The sequence below is a fragment of the Formosa algae genome, from assembly GCF_001439665.1.
Lineage (GTDB): Bacteria > Bacteroidota > Bacteroidia > Flavobacteriales > Flavobacteriaceae > Formosa > Formosa algae.
Map to the genome: position 1 here is coordinate 1 of NZ_LMAK01000006.1, position 18,380 is coordinate 18,380.

At 33.1% G+C, this 18,380-nt stretch carries 15 protein-coding genes; 4 read left to right on the forward strand and 11 right to left on the reverse strand.

Translation table 11 applies throughout. From position 1 onward, the window contains the following. The 5 genes from AST99_RS01430 to AST99_RS01450 all read right to left on the reverse strand — a co-directional run. On the reverse strand, positions 1-2,248 hold a 2,248-nt coding region (locus AST99_RS01430), incomplete at its 3' end, for an aconitase family protein (RefSeq protein ID WP_057778381.1). A 542-nt stretch (positions 2,249-2,790) separates the two neighbouring features. Then, positions 2,791-3,744 (reverse strand): AAA family ATPase, encoded by a 954-nt coding sequence (locus AST99_RS01435; protein WP_057778383.1) that lies wholly within the window; start codon positions 3,742-3,744, stop codon positions 2,791-2,793. Positions 3,745-3,746: 2 nt separating this feature from the next. Then, positions 3,747-5,210: a peptidylprolyl isomerase gene (locus tag AST99_RS01440; protein WP_057778385.1), complete on the reverse strand. Its 1,464-nt coding sequence runs from the start codon at positions 5,208-5,210 to the stop codon at positions 3,747-3,749. Continuing rightward, positions 5,173-6,024 (reverse strand): hypothetical protein, encoded by an 852-nt coding sequence (locus AST99_RS01445; RefSeq protein ID WP_057778387.1) that lies wholly within the window; start codon positions 6,022-6,024, stop codon positions 5,173-5,175. Before AST99_RS01445 ends, AST99_RS01440 begins: the two co-directional genes overlap by 38 nt. Continuing rightward, on the reverse strand, positions 6,025-7,926 hold the full coding sequence (locus AST99_RS01450) for a peptidylprolyl isomerase (protein ID WP_232301562.1): 1,902 nt from the start codon (positions 7,924-7,926) through the stop codon (positions 6,025-6,027). It lies immediately after the preceding gene. 314 nt (positions 7,927-8,240) lie between these two features. On the opposite strand from AST99_RS01450, the gene AST99_RS01455 reads away from it, so the two are divergent. Both AST99_RS01455 and AST99_RS01460 read left to right on the forward strand, forming a co-directional pair. Then, positions 8,241-8,474: a hypothetical protein gene (locus AST99_RS01455; RefSeq protein WP_057778391.1), complete on the forward strand. Its 234-nt coding sequence runs from the start codon at positions 8,241-8,243 to the stop codon at positions 8,472-8,474. Positions 8,475-8,574: 100 nt separating this feature from the next. Further along, entirely contained in the window at positions 8,575-9,609 is a 1,035-nt protein-coding gene (locus AST99_RS01460; RefSeq protein WP_057778392.1) for an AI-2E family transporter, read from the forward strand. On the opposite strand, the gene AST99_RS01465 is transcribed toward AST99_RS01460, so the two are convergent. The 6 genes from AST99_RS01465 to AST99_RS01490 form a co-directional block, all read right to left on the reverse strand. After that, the gene (locus tag AST99_RS01465; RefSeq protein WP_057778394.1) at positions 9,606-10,241 is read right to left on the reverse strand and encodes a sterol desaturase family protein; all 636 of its coding nucleotides are present in this window, start codon (positions 10,239-10,241) and stop codon (positions 9,606-9,608) included. The two genes, AST99_RS01460 and AST99_RS01465, sit on opposite strands and share 4 nt — an antisense overlap. A gap of 171 nt (positions 10,242-10,412) precedes the next feature. Beyond that, positions 10,413-11,885 carry an IMP dehydrogenase gene (gene guaB, locus AST99_RS01470; RefSeq protein WP_057778396.1) on the reverse strand — a complete coding sequence of 491 codons (1,473 nt, stop codon included), beginning with the start codon at positions 11,883-11,885 and terminating at the stop codon, positions 10,413-10,415. Positions 11,886-11,979: 94 nt separating this feature from the next. Then, entirely contained in the window at positions 11,980-13,341 is a 1,362-nt protein-coding gene (locus AST99_RS01475) for an HTTM domain-containing protein (RefSeq protein ID WP_057778398.1), read from the reverse strand. A gap of 209 nt (positions 13,342-13,550) precedes the next feature. Next, positions 13,551-14,414, reverse strand: coding sequence for a hydroxymethylglutaryl-CoA lyase (locus AST99_RS01480; protein WP_057778400.1), 864 nt, complete (start codon positions 14,412-14,414; stop codon positions 13,551-13,553). A 32-nt stretch (positions 14,415-14,446) separates the two neighbouring features. Next, the gene (locus AST99_RS01485; RefSeq protein WP_057778402.1) at positions 14,447-15,073 is read right to left on the reverse strand and encodes a LysE family translocator; all 627 of its coding nucleotides are present in this window, start codon (positions 15,071-15,073) and stop codon (positions 14,447-14,449) included. Positions 15,074-15,076: 3 nt separating this feature from the next. Next, complete coding sequence (locus AST99_RS01490; RefSeq protein ID WP_057778404.1) at positions 15,077-16,111, reverse strand: quinone-dependent dihydroorotate dehydrogenase; 1,035 nt, start codon at positions 16,109-16,111, stop codon at positions 15,077-15,079. A gap of 101 nt (positions 16,112-16,212) precedes the next feature. On the opposite strand from AST99_RS01490, the gene pepT reads away from it, so the two are divergent. Both pepT and AST99_RS01500 read left to right on the forward strand, forming a co-directional pair. After that, positions 16,213-17,451 carry a peptidase T gene (gene pepT, locus AST99_RS01495; protein ID WP_057778406.1) on the forward strand — a complete coding sequence of 413 codons (1,239 nt, stop codon included), beginning with the start codon at positions 16,213-16,215 and terminating at the stop codon, positions 17,449-17,451. Between the two features lie 291 nt (positions 17,452-17,742). Further along, positions 17,743-18,378 carry a hypothetical protein gene (locus tag AST99_RS01500; RefSeq protein WP_157486275.1) on the forward strand — a complete coding sequence of 212 codons (636 nt, stop codon included), beginning with the start codon at positions 17,743-17,745 and terminating at the stop codon, positions 18,376-18,378. Positions 18,379-18,380: the final 2 nt, after the last annotated feature.

Sequence of the window (18,380 nt, forward strand, 5' to 3'; positions counted from 1 at the left end):
CTTGTTTAGTCCCGCCGTAAAAAGATAATGGTCTGATTACATCATGCGTATAACGTTTAGAAACATCGTCGTTATTTACATCTGGATCTGCAATCATTGGTTCAACGATCTGATCTAAATCAACTACAACTTCAGCTTCATACTTCGCATTCGTATCTGGTCTTAACGCTGGTTTAATTCCTGTTTTAAGCTCTATAATTCTAGTTTCTGCTTTGTCAACAAGACCTTTAAGAACTTGATTAGCATTGTCCATACCTTTATCAATCATGATTTGGATACGACCTTTAGCAATCTCTAAAGATTCAATTAATGTTTCATCTTCAGAAATACAGATAGATGCCTTAGCTTTCATTTCTGCAGTCCAATCTGTAAATGTAAACGCTTGATCGGCAGTTAATGTTCCAATATGAACCTCAATGATTCTTCCTTGGAATACGTTTTCACCACCAAATTGTTTTAACATTTGTTGTTGTGTTGCGTGAACCACATCACGGAAATCCATATACGATTTCATTTCACCTTTAAAAGTTACTTTTACAGACTGTGGAATTGGCATTGAAGCTTCACCTGTAGCTAATGCTAACGCAACTGTTCCTGAATCTGCTCCGAAAGCAACACCTTTAGACATACGTGTGTGAGAATCTCCACCAATAATGATATCCCAATCTCCTACAGTAATATCGTTAAGTACTTTATGAATAACATCTGTCATTGGGAAATATTTCCCTTTAGGATCACGACCAGTAATTAAACCAAAGTCGTTCATAAAACTCATTAGTCTTGGTATGTTCGCTTTGGATTTGTTATCCCAAACCGATGCTGTATGACATCCTGATTGGTAAGCACCATCTACAATTGGAGAGATTACAGTTGCAGCCATCATCTCTAACTCTTGAGACGTCATTAAACCTGTAGTATCCTGAGACCCGACAATGTTAACTTCTACACGAACATCTGAACCTGCATGTAACACTTTTCCTGGAGTTGTTCCTACTGCATTTTTGTTGAATATTTTTTCAACAGCTGTAAGCCCTTGTCCTTCTATAGAAATTTCTTTTGATGGTGCATATACTGGTACAATATCTATACCTAATATTTTAGAAGCAATGGTTTGTAATTTCTTACCGAAAACAACCGCATAAGACCCGCCTGCTTTCATAAACTCCATTTTTTGTGGGGTAAATGCTGCAGAGATATCTTTTAACTCCGTGTCTCCGTTATATAATTTTTTCTCTTTTGTGTTAATCGTAAGCACTGTTCCAGTTGCAACAGAATACTCTTCTTTTAAGATCGGTTCTCCTTCTTCATCACGAATGGTGTTACCTTCGGCATCTTTTTGTTGTACCCAGTTTTTAAGGTCTAAACCAATACCACCGGTTACACCTACAGTAGTTAAGAAGATTGGAGAAATTCCGTTTGTTCCAGCAATTACTGGTGCAATGTTAATAAATGGTACATACGGACTAGCTTTAATACCTGTCCATAACGCCACGTTGTTTACACCTGACATTCTAGAAGAACCAACACCCATTGTTCCTTTTTCGGCAATTAACATCACACGTTTATCTGGATGTTGTGCTTGTAAAGCTTTTAATTCTGCTTGTTGTTCTTTATTGTGTTCGAATAAACACTGACCGTGTAATTCTCTATCTGAACGTGAGTGTGCATCACCACCTGGAGATAATAAATCTGTTGAGATATCTCCAACTCCTGCAATAAATGTAACTACATCTATTTTTTCATCTATGTCTGGAAGTTTAGTAAAAAACTCTGCTTTAGCATAACTTTCTAATAAATCTATAGCAATAGCATTACCTGCTTTAAATGCTTTTTCTAAACGTGCCGTATCTGCCTCGTAAAGGAATACTTGTGTTTTTAAAACCTCAGCAGCTTGATTTGCTAAAGCCTCATCTTCACCTAAAGCTAAATCTAACAATACTTCAATTGAAGGTCCACCCTTCATATGAGATAGTTGTTCAAAAGCAAAAGCAGGCGTAATTTCTTTAACTACTGATTCTCCAAGGATAATTTCTTTTAAAAACTTAGCTTTTACACTAGCCGCAGAGGTTGTTCCAGGTAACACATTATAGATAAAAAAGTTTAGAGAGTCTTCTCTAAATGCGTTATCTACATCTTTAATTTGCGCAATGATTTCGCTTAATAATTCAGCACCATCAATTGGTTTTGGATGAAGCCCCTGACCTTTACGATCTTCGATCTCCTTAAGATAATCTTTATAAGTAGTCATAAATAATATTTTTTTTGTCAATATTAGATTAGTGTAAGTTTATAAAATAGTAATTAGTTATAAATGTCGTTTTTACTGTTTATTAAAGGCTTTAAAAATAATTTCTTATTTTAATCTCAATACCTATTTTTATATGAGAACGAAATCGATATAATTTTGTCTTCGTATTGATATATTTTGTCGCATTAAATACTAAACATGTCAAATGCTAAACAACTTCTTTTTAAAACTTTGCAAACATAAAAAATTTAATGCAAAGTTTTGAAAAGAAAGCCTGTAATACAATCAAGTATGATACTAATTTATTATAGTATCATCAAATTTTAACATAACTCAAATTATATTCAATAATTATTATAAAATCTGACAATTCATTAAAATTCTGGAAGAAAATCATGCTTAATTATGAATATTTCACTTTGAACACATTCTAAATAATGATATTAATAATTTAAGTCTTGTTTGGTAATGAAATACACACAAATAATCAGGATAAAATCTGTGTAAAAGCAGGTATTAAAGTTTATTATAATCTTGAAAAATTAAAATAAACTCTTTATAATTTTTTCTTCTGAAATACCTTCTGCTTCTGCTTTATAGTTTTTAATAATTCTATGTCTTAAAATACCAAAAGCTACAGCTTGAACATCTTCAATATCTGGAGAAAATTTCCCTTTGATTATCGCATGTGTTTTGGCTGCTAAAATTAAATTCTGAGACGCTCTTGGACCTGCACCCCAATCTAAATAATTTTTAACAAGCTCTGGAGTTTGTGGTGTATTAGGTCTGGTTTTACCAACCATTCTAACCGCATATTCAATAACATTATCGGCAACAGGTACACGACGAATTAACTTCTGAAATTCTACAATCTCTTCAGCATTAAACAATGGATTTATAGAAATTGAACGGTCTGTAGTAGTCGCTTTAACCACATCTACTTCTTCTTGAAACGTGGGATAATCTAAATGAATAGCAAACATAAAGCGGTCTAATTGGGCTTCTGGTAACGGATACGTTCCTTCTTGCTCAATCGGATTTTGTGTGGCTAATACAAAGTATGGTAAACTTAATTTATAATGTTGTCCTGCAACAGTTACAGAACGTTCTTGCATAGCTTCTAATAAGGCTGCTTGAGTTTTTGGTGGTGTTCTATTTATCTCATCGGCTAAAATGATATTAGAGAAAATAGGTCCTTTAATAAATTTAAAGTTTCTACTTTCATCTAAAACTTCACTACCTAATATATCGCTAGGCATTAGATCTGGCGTAAATTGAATGCGTTTAAAATCTAAACCTAAAGCCTGAGATATGGCATTTACCATTAAAGTTTTAGCCAATCCAGGAACACCAATTAATAAGGCATGACCACCAGAGAACACAGAAATTAAAATCTGTTCTACGACTTGGTCTTGACCAATTATCATTTTTGATATTTCGGTTTTTAGAGCACCAAATTTTTTAACAAATTGTTCTACAGCAGCAACGTCTGACATGCTTATTTTTTTAACCAGTTACTTGCAAACTCACACTCTCTATACTCTCCATTAACTTTAATAAAGGTCTCAGAAATAGTATCTTCTTGCCACTTTTCAATCGTTTTTAAACGTTTCTCGCTTAAAGCTAACTCTTTAATTTTTAAATAATCTTGAGCGTAATTAGCAACGTGCTCATCTACACGATCTGATACTTTAAGAATTTTAAATTTCACTTTCCCTGTACGGTCTTGGTCTTTTAGAACGTAACTAACTTCATCATCTTTTAAATTTTGAATCTGTCCGTATAATTCGGTATCCATATTGGTAAGTTCAAAATTATAATCTTGTGTTGTTGGATTAATTAATTGACCACCATCAAATTTTGTTTCTCTTTCGTCACTATACTTACTTGCCGCTTCAGCAAATGTAAGTTCTCCATTAACAATTTCTTCTCTTGCTTTTTCTATTTTTTCTTTAGCTTTTGCAATTTCTTCATCAGAAACTTTAGGCATCAATAATATATGACGTACATCGTATTCCTGACCTCTAATTTTTTCTAAATAAATAATATGATATCCGTACTCTGTTGCAAACGGTTCAGAAATTTCACCTTCATTCAAAGAAAATGCAACTTGTCTAAATTCTTTTACCATTTTAGGACGTTTACGATTTAACGTATACAATCCACCATTAGATCGAGAAGCACCATCATCTGTATACAGTACAACTTTAGAACGGAAACTTGCACCATTTTCTAGTACATCTGCTTTCATTTCTTTTAAGCGCTCTATAACTTTATCTTTTTCTTCTTGAGTTACTTCTGGCTCTACAACAATTTGTGCTACTCTTAATTCTGTTCCAAATGTTGGACGCTGATCTTTTGGAATTTCATTAAAAAACTGACGAACTTCTTCTGGAGTAACTTCTACTTCTTCAACAATTTTCTGTTGCATAAGTTGAGCTAACTTCTGACTCTTATTGATTTCGAAAATTTCTTCTCTTAAACTCTTCTCGTCTTCCTTGTTATATAATTTTAACAAAGCATCCATAGATCCGTTGGTTTGTTGTAAAAACCCTTGCACTTGCTGATCTACGTAGGATTGAATTTCTATATCAGACACAATAATACTATCTTGGATAGCCTGGTGAGCATATAATTTATCTTCAAGAAGCTTTCCAAATAATTCGCAATTAGAAAAATCTGTAGTATTTACACCTTGCGCTTCTAATTGTAATTTGGTTCTGTTAACATCTGAATCTAAAAGGATATAATCTCCAACAACAGCCGCAACACCATCTACTTTCATTGCTCCGGCAGAAACTAAAGAATCTTTAACCATTTTTGGTTCTTCTGCTTTGGGTTCAGGCGCATCGTCTGGAATAATTTCTTGAGCAAACATGCCATTTGCGCACAAGATAAAGCTAAAAATTAAAGCTTGTTTTAGGTTAATTATAGATTTCAAATTGTTTGTTCTTAATTGCATCTTTTGTAATATCTTTTTCTAAATCTCTAATGAGTTCTAATTTTCTTTTGTTAATCACGATTTGATCGATGGTAGGCTTAACATACTCTAACGGAGCCGTACTACCACGCAATAAAACGTCATTTACGCGCATCAAATATACTCCTAAAGAATCTTTGAGTTGTATAAAATTAGATTTTTTTAACAGTTGATCTTTATTTTCAACAGAAACCACAGGAATCTTATTTAAAACCTGACTTACTTTTATCCAAATAGAGTCGTTTAAAGCATACGATTTAAACTGAATTGAAATGGAATCCAGTTCCTTTTTATCTTCTGAATTAAAGCGTTGAAATTTGCTTTGTAAGTCTTTAAAATCCAGCCTGTTTTCGTCTATATTTATATATCTAAACTTAATTAAATCTTCATTTAATTTAAAAGCTTCCATATTGGCATTATAATATTGTTCTGCCTCTGAAACAGATACCACAGTATCTATACTTCTGTTAACCAAAGCTTCTAAATAGGCTTTGGAATATAAATCTTTTTTATACTGATTGACTAAACGCTGAAAATCGTCTAATTTGCTTTCTTGTAAATTACGTTTTGCACCTTCTACCAATAACTCTTGAGTGGCCCAACGCGTAATAAAATTCTGAACAACTAGCGTGCTATCTTCCTTTGTACTGCCTTCGTCTACCAAATCCTTAATATCTTCTTGATATAAATACGATTCGTTAACACGAGCCACAGGAATCCTATCGTCTTCAGATTTGAAAAATTGACACGAGCTTACGCTTAGTAACGCGAATACTATAACTATTTTTATTTTCAATTATTGATTATTAATTAGGTTTCTTACTTTAGTTAATACACTTTCATTCACTGAAACCGTGTATTTGGCATGTAAATCTTGCATCCAGCGATCTTCTTTGTCTGTCTGAAAATCACTTATTACATTACCTTTGGCTTCGTCGTAAGATTTGAGGGTTTTTGGAAGCACTTCTTTAACTTTAGCGACAATATAACCATCGTTAAACTCATAAATATCTGACATTCCTGTTTCGAATTCAAAATCTTCAGGAAGACTCTGGTGATTTTCTTCTAAAATCCCCGTAGTAAATATAACATGAATTTCGTCGTTTACATTAAGCTTAGCTTTAATATTATCTATAGACACATCTTTTTTCAACAGTTTAGCTGCTTTTTTAATGTCTTTTCTACTTACTGAAGATGCAATTACAGCATCTATTCTTTTATTCCAATAATAATTATCCTTGTTCGCATCGTAAAACGCCTGTAATGCTACAGTGTCTCTGCTTCCTGCATTCCAGATCTCAGTTTCCATTAAATCGAACAACAATAATCCATCCCTATACTCTCCAACGATATCTGCAAATTCTTGATTTTCGTTCTCTAAATTAGCGTCCTGATACGTTTTTAAAGCGTCCTCTAAAAAGGTCTTATAACTAATATCTATAATATCACTAAAACTCACCTTTTCGGAAAACAGAGGTTGACGCTTTAAAATATAATCTCCGAAATCTTGATAACTATACGTTTTGGTGTCTATAGTAAGAAACAATTTATCTCCTGTAAACTTCTTAGGTAACTCCCAAGTTTGTTTATAATAGTTTGTATTCAATATTTTTACAAAATACGATAATGCAGGTTGATCTTCAGGCACTTTATATCTGGTCATTAAATTTTGAATACGAGTTTCATCGATAATCTTAGAGCGACTGTCTTGTTTTACTTTTTCTTCCAATTCAGCTTTAATCTCTTCTAGCGGTGGCACAGGTTTTTTATCTAACAATTTCACAATATGCCATCCAAAATTTGTTTTAAAAGGTTCTGAAACTTGCCCAACTATAACCAAATTAAAAGCAGCGGTTTCAAACTCTGGAGAAGACAATTGCCCCATTGAAAACGGAGACAACTCTCCGCCTCTATCAGCAGAACTTTTATCGTCTGAAAATTGTTTAGCCAAACTTTCAAAACTTTCCCCTTGATTTAGTTTTTTATAAATATCGTTAATACGTGCTTCCGGGTCTGAAATGGTATCGCCTTCTTTATTTTTTTCAACCATAATATGCGATACTGTTACTGTACCACGAGCAGGACGTTTGTCTAACACTTGTACGACATGGTAACCAAATCGTGTTCTAAAAGGCTGAGAAACATCGCCAACTTGAGTTTTGTAAGCTGCATTTTCAAAACTATATACCATTTTAAAAGCAGAGAAATATCCCAAATCTTCTGCAAAAATGGTTTTACCATCATGCACCTCTTTTTTTACCGTATCAAAACCTTCATCAATTAAACGGTTTCTTAGCTTAACGATTTTCATGTAAGCCGCTAAAGTGTCGGAAGCTGATGCAGTTTCATCAATTCTAACTAAAATATGTCTGGCTTTAACTTCTGTTTTTGTGCGCGCGTAGGCTTCTTCAATCAGCTCGTCGGTCACCGTGTTATCAGTTAAATAATTTTGAGCTAATTGATTTCTATACGATTTTAATTCTCTTTTGTAAGATCCTTTTTCGTCTAGTTTTAAAGATTTAGCCTCTGCTAATTTTAATTTATAATTGATGAATAATTGCAAATAAGCATCTACATCTTTTTGAGATTCGTCTTTAACTAAATCTAAATTCTTATTATAAACTCTTACAAATTCTGATGCGTATACTGGAGTTTCATCCACCGTAAATAGAATATCTTCTGAATTTATTTGCGCCATACTTAGAGTTGAAACAGCAAGCAAAAGCAACAATAAAACGGATCTCAATGTCATTATTTTATAATTTAACAAAAGCAAAAATAGTAATATAATACTATAATACAAGTTGGTTTAACAAACGTAAAGATGAGAACTTTAGTATTTATAATTATAATTTGTGTCTAATTATTTTTATATGGCTATAATTTATAAAAACACCACCTTAAAACATTATAACACAAACCTTTAATAATTATCTTTTTACTAGGTATAAATAAATGCATTGAGATTACAATCTGAACGTGTAATTTGTATTTTTGTTAAAATTTTAAGACATGAGACAAATAAAATTAATCTGGGATTTTAGAGGGCCAAATGCACTGAAAACGGCCGAGCATCACGAGATTCATTTAAAAGAATATATAGTCTCTGAACAGCTAGACCTTTCTATAACGGGATTTACGCCTATTACAGAAATGCATGCCATTGCTTTTTTAGTGGTTAACGAATCTGAAATGAAACCTTTACGAGATGCATTAAAGCCACATAGAGGGCAAGTTTACATGTAAATATCACAAAAAATTATCATTAAAATTATGATATTATACGCCTTAAACTTTAAGGTTTTAAACTACATTTGCAAATCGCAATTTCTAAGTGTATTAAACTATGTTAAACGATAGACGAACAACTAATTTTCTCCTACTAATAATAGTTATTCCAGTAATATTTTATTTACTAAAAATATTGTCATTTATCTTTGTACCGCTTATTTTCTCAATGTTTATCGCCTTATTATTTTTACCTATTATGCGATGGTTAACAAAACGAAATCTACCTAAAGCAGTAAGCATTATTGTGATTGTACTTATTATATTAGTCTTTTTTAAATTACTTGGATATTTAGTACACCTATCTAGTAAAGAAATTTTGTCGACTAGCGATGCTTTTATCTTTAAAGCCGAAGAAAAAATAAAGCTATTAATTTCTAGTTCTGAAGCCTTTTTTGGTACCGATTTAATAAAAGATAATATTAGTATTTCTGAACAGTTTCTTGACAAAGACACGCTACTTAGTAATTTTGGACCAACATTAAATTTTCTACGTTCTACAATAACCATGATGTTAATGACTGCGTTTTTTGTTGTCTTATGGTTAGCTGAATCTATTAACGTTCACAACTTATTAAATCGAACCATTCTAAAACAAAAACACACGTCGATTAAAACCTTTATGAAGATTGAAAAAGATCTGATTAAATTTATAAAAGTAAAGGTATTCGTGAGTTTAATGACAGGAATTTTTACCGGTTTGGCATGCTATGCTTTTGATGTAAGTTTTCCGATTTTTTGGGGATTATTTGCATTTATCATCAACTTTATACAAATGGTTGGTTCTTTTATGACGGTAATATTACTCTCAATATTCGCTTTTGTTGAAGTTGAAGTTACTAGCACCTTAGTCTTTTTTATTATGAGTATTACTGGTGTTCAAGTTATGTTTGGAACTATATTAGAACCTGTATTTATGGGAAAATCTTTTTCTATAAACATCATAACCGTGTTAGTAATGTTAATGCTTTGGGGCTTTATTTGGGGAATACCTGGATTAATTATGGCAATTCCAATCACTGTTTTTGTTAAGATAATACTAGAACAATTCCCTAGCACTAAACTTATAGCAGCCATACTATCTAAGGGTTAATGACGTTCTGGTGGCATGGTTCCAAATACGCGATCCCAAAACCGATTAGACACGCCAAAAGCTTTATCTGGATATTTATAATGATGTAAACTGTGGTGCAGCCATAATTTTTTAAAGCGTTTTGGAGGACGCATAACATGTGTGGCCCGATGCACAAACGAATACATTAAATATCCGCTAAAAAACCCCGGAAAAAATCCGTAAACTAAAGGCGTCATTCCTAATACCCAGAAGACCATATAGAATAGGCCAAATAAAATACTTGCCATAATTAAACCCGGAACCGGAGGCATTAATAAGCGATCTTTATCTCTTGGAAATTCATGATGCGAGCCGTGCATAATAAAATGAAACCGTTTAGACCATGCAGCCTCTGTAACCCAATGAAACACATAACGGTGTAAGATATATTCTGCGAAAGTCCAAAAGACTATTCCAAACATAAATAAGCCAATAAAATTTATAACAGAAAGGTTTTGAACAGCTATAGCGTAATATACCATAAATGCAATGGTCACGCCATAGACTATAATATTAGATATGGGATTGGTTTTGGTAAGACGTTCTAGAAATGGATTCTTAAAAATTTGCGCGTTCCCATGGGCATACTTTGTTGAAACTTTTGATTCCATAAATCTCAATTTATAATATTAAAATTGCAAAATATGCGGATTTAAAAAAACAGCTTAATGCAATCCTAAAAAAAATTGACGCAAAAAAAACTCCAATTAAAACCTCTTACAGTTGCAATTGGAGCTCTATATTTAAATTTTAGAACGTGACTTACATTCTAAAAACACATCTTATCTTGAGTAATTTGGAGACTCTTTAGTAATGGTAACATCGTGTGGATGACTTTCGTTAATTCCGCTAGCGGTAATTTTCACAAAACGTCCTGTTTCTTTTAAAGTTTCAATATCTTTTGAACCACAGTATCCCATACCTGCACGTAAACCCCCAACAAACTGATGAATACTCTCAAACAATTCACCTTTGTAATCTACACGTCCAACAATACCTTCTGGCACTAATTTTTTAATATCGTCTTCTACATCTTGAAAGTAACGGTCTTTACTACCTTCTTTCATAGCCTCTACAGAGCCCATTCCGCGGTAAGACTTAAACTTTCTTCCTTCAAAAATAATAGTTTCTCCAGGAGATTCTTTAGTTCCCGCAAGTAGCGATCCTAACATTACTGTATCTGCTCCAGCTGCAATCGCTTTAGGAATATCTCCTGTATAACGAATACCACCATCTGCAATAACTGGAACACCAGTACCTTTAATAGCAGCAGCAACTTCTAACACTGCAGAAAACTGAGGGAAACCAACTCCAGCAACAACACGAGTTGTACAAATAGATCCTGGTCCAATTCCTACTTTTACTGCATCTGCCCCAGCCTCTACTAAATATTTAGCAGCAGCTCCAGTTGCTATATTTCCAACCACAACATCTAAAGTTGGGAATTTCCTTTTCACTTCTTTTAATACATTTACCACACCTTTGGTATGTCCATGTGCGGTATCTATAACAATAGCATCAATCCCTGCATTGTATAACGCTTCTGCACGATCTACGGCATCGCCCGTTACACCAATAGCAGCTGCAACACGTAAACGTCCGTAAACATCTTTGTTTGCATTTGGTTTCTGCGTAAGTTTTGTAATATCTCTAAATGTAATTAAGCCAATTAAGTTATAATCTGCATCAACTACAGGAAGTTTTTCAATTTTCTTTTCTTGTAAAATAACCTCAGCATCTTTTAAAGATGTTCCTTCTGCTGCAGTTACTAAATTTTCAGAAGTCATAATCTCCACAATCGGGCGATTATTTTTATGTTCGAAACGTAAATCTCTATTCGTTACAATTCCTTTTAATTTACCGTCTTCATCTACAATCGGAATTCCGCCAATGCTATGTTCTTTCATGCAATTTTTAGCATCAATCACTTTAGCGGTTAAAGGCAAAGTCACAGGATCTATTATCATTCCACTTTCAGCACGCTTTACTTTACGAACTTCTTGAGCTTGTTGAATTATAGTCATGTTTTTATGCAACACTCCAATCCCACCTTCTCTAGCCATAGCAATAGCCATTGCGCTTTCTGTAACAGTATCCATTGCTGCAGAAATGATAGGTACGTTAATTGTAATGTTTCTTGTAAATTTTGTTTGAATATTTACCTCTCTAGGTAAAATTTCAGAAAATGCTGGAACTAATAAAACGTCGTCGTAGGTTAGTCCTTCTCCTAGAATTTTGTTTTCGTGTGCTGTCATGTTGCAATTAAGATATAATTGCGTGCAAATATACATTTTTTAATAGCAAAAACGGAATTGAAGCCACCAATTTTTAATGAGATTGTATTGAAATTTAAAATCCTCTAATTTTATCTTCAAATGGTAAGATCCATGTATTATGCTTTAAAGATTCTTTTTGCTGAAACAAATCAACTTTAGGATCTACATAAGGGGCACTTGGCCTTCCGTTTAAAGATACATAGCTTTTTGCATAAACGGCTACATTTTTATGGCCTTGTGTTTTAAAATGCTTACCTAAATAATGCGCATATTGAAGTATAAAATCAGGTTGAAAACTCATTTGTTCTTCTTGTCTAGCTGTTAAAAAATTTAAGTTATTAACTGTAATTGATTCCCCTGTATCAGAATCTACAACATTAAACGTAATGTTTCCAGAACGCTCTATTAATGCTGTTCTCCAAGAAAATAGATAGCCTTCTCCTGTCCAAAACAATTCGCCTTCGTAAAGCATGTAACGCAACGGAAAAAGTAACTGAAACACAAAAAACAAACTTAATACAAACACTGGTAAAGGTGTTCTATACTGAAAATCTTTTGTCATTTTTAAAGCTGTAGAAAAATGCAACCCGTTTTGTATGGGCGATAAAAATGCACGTAAAATTAACAAGGCTTTTTGATGCCAATCTTGACACAGAAAAATAGGTGCACAAATAATTATAATGAGCGGAAATATGCCAAAAGGAAATAAGACTTGAGACAATAATTGGTTGAAAATAAGTAAGCCAAAACCAACAAAACGTGTACGATTGGAAAGTAATAAAAACGGAATGGTGAGATCTAAAATCATAAAACTCCAACTCAAACCATAATGAAACCAATGAGACTGCAGTACAAATTCCCCAATTAACGGAATATGTTTGCTAGACGTTAACCAAAGCTCTAATGGCATAGCTTGTAGCAACCAATCTGAGTTTAATTTCGCTAATCCAGAGTAAAAGAAAACTATAATAAACATTAATTTTACGCTATCTATACACCATTTTGGAATGGTCCGATACGAGCGTCTTGCACGTAAAGAATCTATGGAAAAAGCAGCATTAGCGGGTAAAAAAATCATTAGAAAACTCAAGATCATGATAAAATAAGACGACGACTGGTACACCGTTTTATCCATGAATTGAATGTATGTAAAACTTAAAAAAAATGTTACTATGGCTATTCTATACTTAAAGCCAAAAGCAACACAAACCGACGATAATCCACATAAAGCAAACAAAGCATATGTATAAATCCCGAAAGGTTTTACCCATTCGAACGCATAAAATGTAAAATGAAATTTAGGTTCTAAATACAGAGACTCTATCCAACCTTTTTGCCAAAAACTTATTAAACTCGCACACATTAACGCTCCAAAACAAACTCTAAACACCACTAACGGCGCCGGACTCGTTGTTTTTATGAAGTAGTTATTCATGTATAAATAAAGTTTAAAAAGATTTGTTATGCATGCTTTGCTTTCTGAAATGCATAATTAATCGCTTGTTTAAGTATGCTAAAACTTGTTTACACAGATAACCATGTGGGGTAAAGCCTTGAAAACTTGCATACACACAAATTTCTAAATATTATTTAGGATAGTTAAGTAAAATAGGGATTAATTATAAAAAAAATGAACGTTTAGTTTTAATGATATTTACTAAATATTTTAGTCGCCTCATTATAAGCACTTTCAAAACTCAAGGCATTTAACTCATTTACTTTCTGAGTTGTGAAATACGATAATAATTTTTCGGTTGGCATATTTCCTGTTAATTCGTCTTTTGCCATTGGGCAACCTCCTAATCCTTGTATTGCACCATCAAATCGTTTACAACCTGCTTTATAAGCAGCATCAACTTTCTCAAACCATAAATTTGGAGTGGTGTGCAAATGTGCTCCAAATTCAATATCCTGATATTTCGGAATTAAATTAGAAAACAAATACGCTATGGTTTCTGGATCTGAAGATCCTACAGTATCACTTAATGACAAAATTTTCACGCCCATATTACTTAAACGCTCAGTCCAATCTGCAACAATTTCTACATTCCAAGGATCTCCATACGGATTCCCAAATCCCATGGAAATGTATACAACCACTTCTTTATTACATGTATCGGCAATATTTAAAATGTCTTGTAATGTATTTACAGATTCCGAAATAGTTTTATGCGTATTACGCATTTGAAAATTTTCTGAAATTGAAAAAGGATACCCTAAATAATCTATATTCTTGTGCTTTGAAGCATCTTCTGCACCGCGTGTATTCGCAATTATAGCAAGAAGTTTACTCACTGTTTTAGACAAATCTAACTGTTCCAATACTTCGGCAGTATCTACCATTTGCGGAATGGCTTTAGGCGAGACAAAACTTCCAAAATCTATAGTGTCGTAACCTACACGTAACAACGATTGTATGTATTGCACTTTTCGTTCGGTAGGAATAAATGCTTTTATTCCTTGCATGGCATCACGCGGACATTCTATTACTTTTACACTTTGTGCCATGATTTATTAGCGTTTAGACTTTAAAAATACCATTATTTTTCTGAAAGTAAGATAAACATTGCAATCCCAATAAATACAATAATTTGCATCCATTTTAGAACAAGCCCAGTGCCTTTGTGTTGTTTAAGGTACTCTGAAATGGATCCTCCTAAAATGGCAATCGTAGCAAAAACTATGAATGAGACGCCTATAAATATAAATCCTAATATATAGAATTGCTGAATTGTACCTAATGTATTACTAAATAAAAATCCTGGAAAGAATGCTAGAAAAAAAATAGACACTTTAGGATTTAAAACATTCATGATAAACCCTTGTTTAAATAATTGGACACCTGTTTTTTCAGGTACAAGAGTATCTGTTAGCATAAGATTGGCATCGCTTTTATAAACTTTATATGCCAAATAAATTAAATATATAGCGCCTAAAAGTTTAATACCGAAGAAAATGGAATCTGAAGCCTTTATAATGGCAGATATTCCAAAAGCAACCAAAGTCGTATGGACTAAACATCCGGTAACTAAACCAACAGCTGTCGCTATACCAAACGATTTTCCGTTAGTTATACTCTGCATCAAAACATAAATAACATCTGGTCCAGGAGCAATCGCTAAAGCTGAAGTCGCTATTACAAAAGATATTAATACATCTACATCCAAGAGTTAAGCACGTTTTAAAATCGCTTTATTAATCTTTTTAATTAAAGCTGGGCCTTCATATATAAATCCAGTGTAAATTTGAACTAGAGTTGCGCCTGCATTTAATTTTTCTAAAGCATCTTCTGCAGAATGAATTCCACCCACACCAATAATAGGAAAAGCCTTATTACTTTTTTCAGATAAGTATTGTATAACCTGAGTACTTTTGGCTGTAATAGGTTGCCCACTTAATCCTCCATTTCCTATTGCTTGCAGTTCAGAATCTGAAGCTTGTAATCCGCTACGATCTACAGAAGTATTTGATGCTATAACGCCATCAAGCTTAGTTTCCTTAACCAATGCTATAATTTCATCTAATTGAACATCGTTTAAATCTGGCGCAATTTTAAGTAAAATAGGTTTTTCTTTTCCAAACGTTTTATTCGCCGCTTTTACAGTGCTTATTAATTCTAGTAAATAGTCCTTATCGTTTAATTTGGCATGGCTACCAACATTTGGACAGCTCACATTAAGTACAAAATAATCTACATAAGGGTGTAAAGCATTAAAACACGTCACATAATCTGCTGTGTAATGTTCTGGCGCCGTTTGGGTGTTTTTTCCTATATTTCCGCCGATAAGAATTTTACCTTTATTTTGTTTTAATTGTGTAATTGCAGTCTCCACACCTTCATTATTAAATCCCATACGGTTAATCAATCCCTGATCTTCTATAAGTCTAAAGATTCGCTTTTTAGGATTTCCAATTTGTCCGATTGGTGTTACCGTTCCTATTTCAACAAAACCAAAACCGAAGTTGGCCAATTCATTAAACAACACCGCATTTTTATCGAAACCTGCAGCTAAACCGACTGGGTTTTTAAATGTTAATCCGAATACTTTGCGTTCTAATTTTTTGTCTTCTACTACAAATAAAGATCGAAATAAACTCGGAACAAAAGGAATTTTAGATAGAAAACGCACCATAGAAAATGTGAAGTGATGCACCTTCTCAGGATCGAAATTAAAAAATAAAGGACGGATTAATAACTTATACATTGCAGTTTTATTTGTGCAAAAATACTTTTAAATAAAAAATCCTACAATTCAAAAAGCATAAATAATTAATAATAGTATTTTTGTTTAAAATCTTACCCCACATGATAGACAAACAACACCTTATAAACCGTTTTGTAAGCTACGTTACTGTAGATACAGAATCGGATCCTGAAAGCAATACAACACCAAGTACCGAGAAACAATGGAATTTAGCCAATGCCCTTACGGAAGAGTTAAAAGCGATTGGTTTAGAAGATGTTTCTATAGATGAAAACGCCTATATCATGGCAACTTTACCTAGTAATATAGACCATGAGGTGCCAACAATTGGTTTTATCTCACATTTTGATACTTCTCCAGATTTTACAGGTGCTAATGTAAAACCTCAATTTATAGAGAATTACGATGGTAAAGACATCATTCTTAATAAAGATCAAGACATTATACTCTCTCCAGATTATTTTGAAGACTTACTACTTTATAAAGGACAAACACTAATTACTACAGATGGTACCACTCTTTTAGGTGCCGATGATAAAGCTGGAATTACAGAAATAGTTTCTGCAATGGAATATTTAGTACAACATCCAGAAATTAAACACGGAAAAATTCGAGTTGGTTTTACCCCAGATGAAGAAATTGGTCGTGGTGCTCATAAATTTGATGTGAAAAAATTTGGAGCAGAATGGGCTTATACTATGGATGGTAGCGAAATTGGAGAATTAGAATATGAAAATTTCAATGCAGCAGGAGCTGTGGTTACTATAAAAGGGAAAATAGTACATCCGGGTTATGCAAAAGGAAAAATGATAAATTCTATGTATATCGCTACTGAATTTATTAACTCATTACCACGTTTAGAAACACCTGAGCATACTGAAGGCTATCAAGGCTTTTTTCACTTAACAGATATTAACGGAGAAGTAGATCGTACCGTCTTAAAATACATTATCCGCGATCATGATAAAGAGCATTTTGAAGCGCGTAAAGAGGTGATGGTTAAATTAACGAAAGAACTAAATTTACAATACAACCAAGAAGCTATTAGTGTTGAAATAAAAGATCAATATTTTAATATGAAAGAAAAGGTTGAACCTGTAATGCATATTGTAGATCTTGCAGAAGAAGCTATGAAGCAAGTTGGTATTACACCAAATATTAAAGCCATTCGTGGTGGTACAGATGGATCTCAACTGAGTTATATGGGTTTACCTTGTCCTAATATTTTTGCTGGCGGACATAATTTTCATGGGCGTTACGAATATGTTCCGGTAGAAAGTATGATAAAAGCCACTGAAGTTATTTGTAAAATCGCAGAACTTACGGCGAAACAACATTAGCGTTAGCGATTGCAGTGGCATCCTTTTTTAGCTCTCATAAAAGGCTAAAAAAGATATAACGTAAAGCGCGACCTAAAAGGTAACGCCAAAATAAAGAGTCTGATAAACGAAAATTTTATCAGACTTTTTAATTTAGTGAGCTATCTCTTACAGATTATTTTTGAAACCTGTAGAATTTTCACTCTGATAAAAATAGTGGTATCTTTGCTAGCATACTATTGTTACTAAGCATTTCACTACAATACTTACACAATATTTTAAAACACTACAAAACAACACTTAAACAATATAATGGTCGATAATATTTTTGTAAACCGATTTAATAAAATGACTAATGAAGAACTTGAAGCCATTAGTTTTAATGAAGACGTTTACACCAACGAAGCCCGCTTAACTGCTACAGATATATTAAAAAATAGAGGCTTAAACACAGATGGTATTAACGAAACACATACTGCCTTAACTGCAGAACTTTTAGCTGAAAAAAAAGCACTTTTAGAACATACGTTAAAAGCTGCATCTCCGGCACCGGATGATAATGATACTAAGGCAAAGCAGCTACCAGAACTGTATTCTAAAACTTTTATTCTTTCAATATCTATACTATTTTCACCAATATTTGGGAGTATTTTATTGATTTCTAATTTTAAAAAGATGCGTTTAAAGACGGCTGTAAATCATGTTATTTATTTCATTTTAGCCTACCTCGTCATTGTTGTACTCATTTCCATGCTTGGAATTAATTCTAATTTCGCATTAATTACAAATGCTATTGGCGGATTTGTTTTAACTGAATATTTCTGGAATACACATTTAGGTAAAATAACAGCTTACAAAAAACGTGACTGGGTAAAACCTGTACTTATTATATTAGCTGTAACCATACCACTTACCTATTTTGTACTAAAATCTGGAGGAGCTTTATAGGT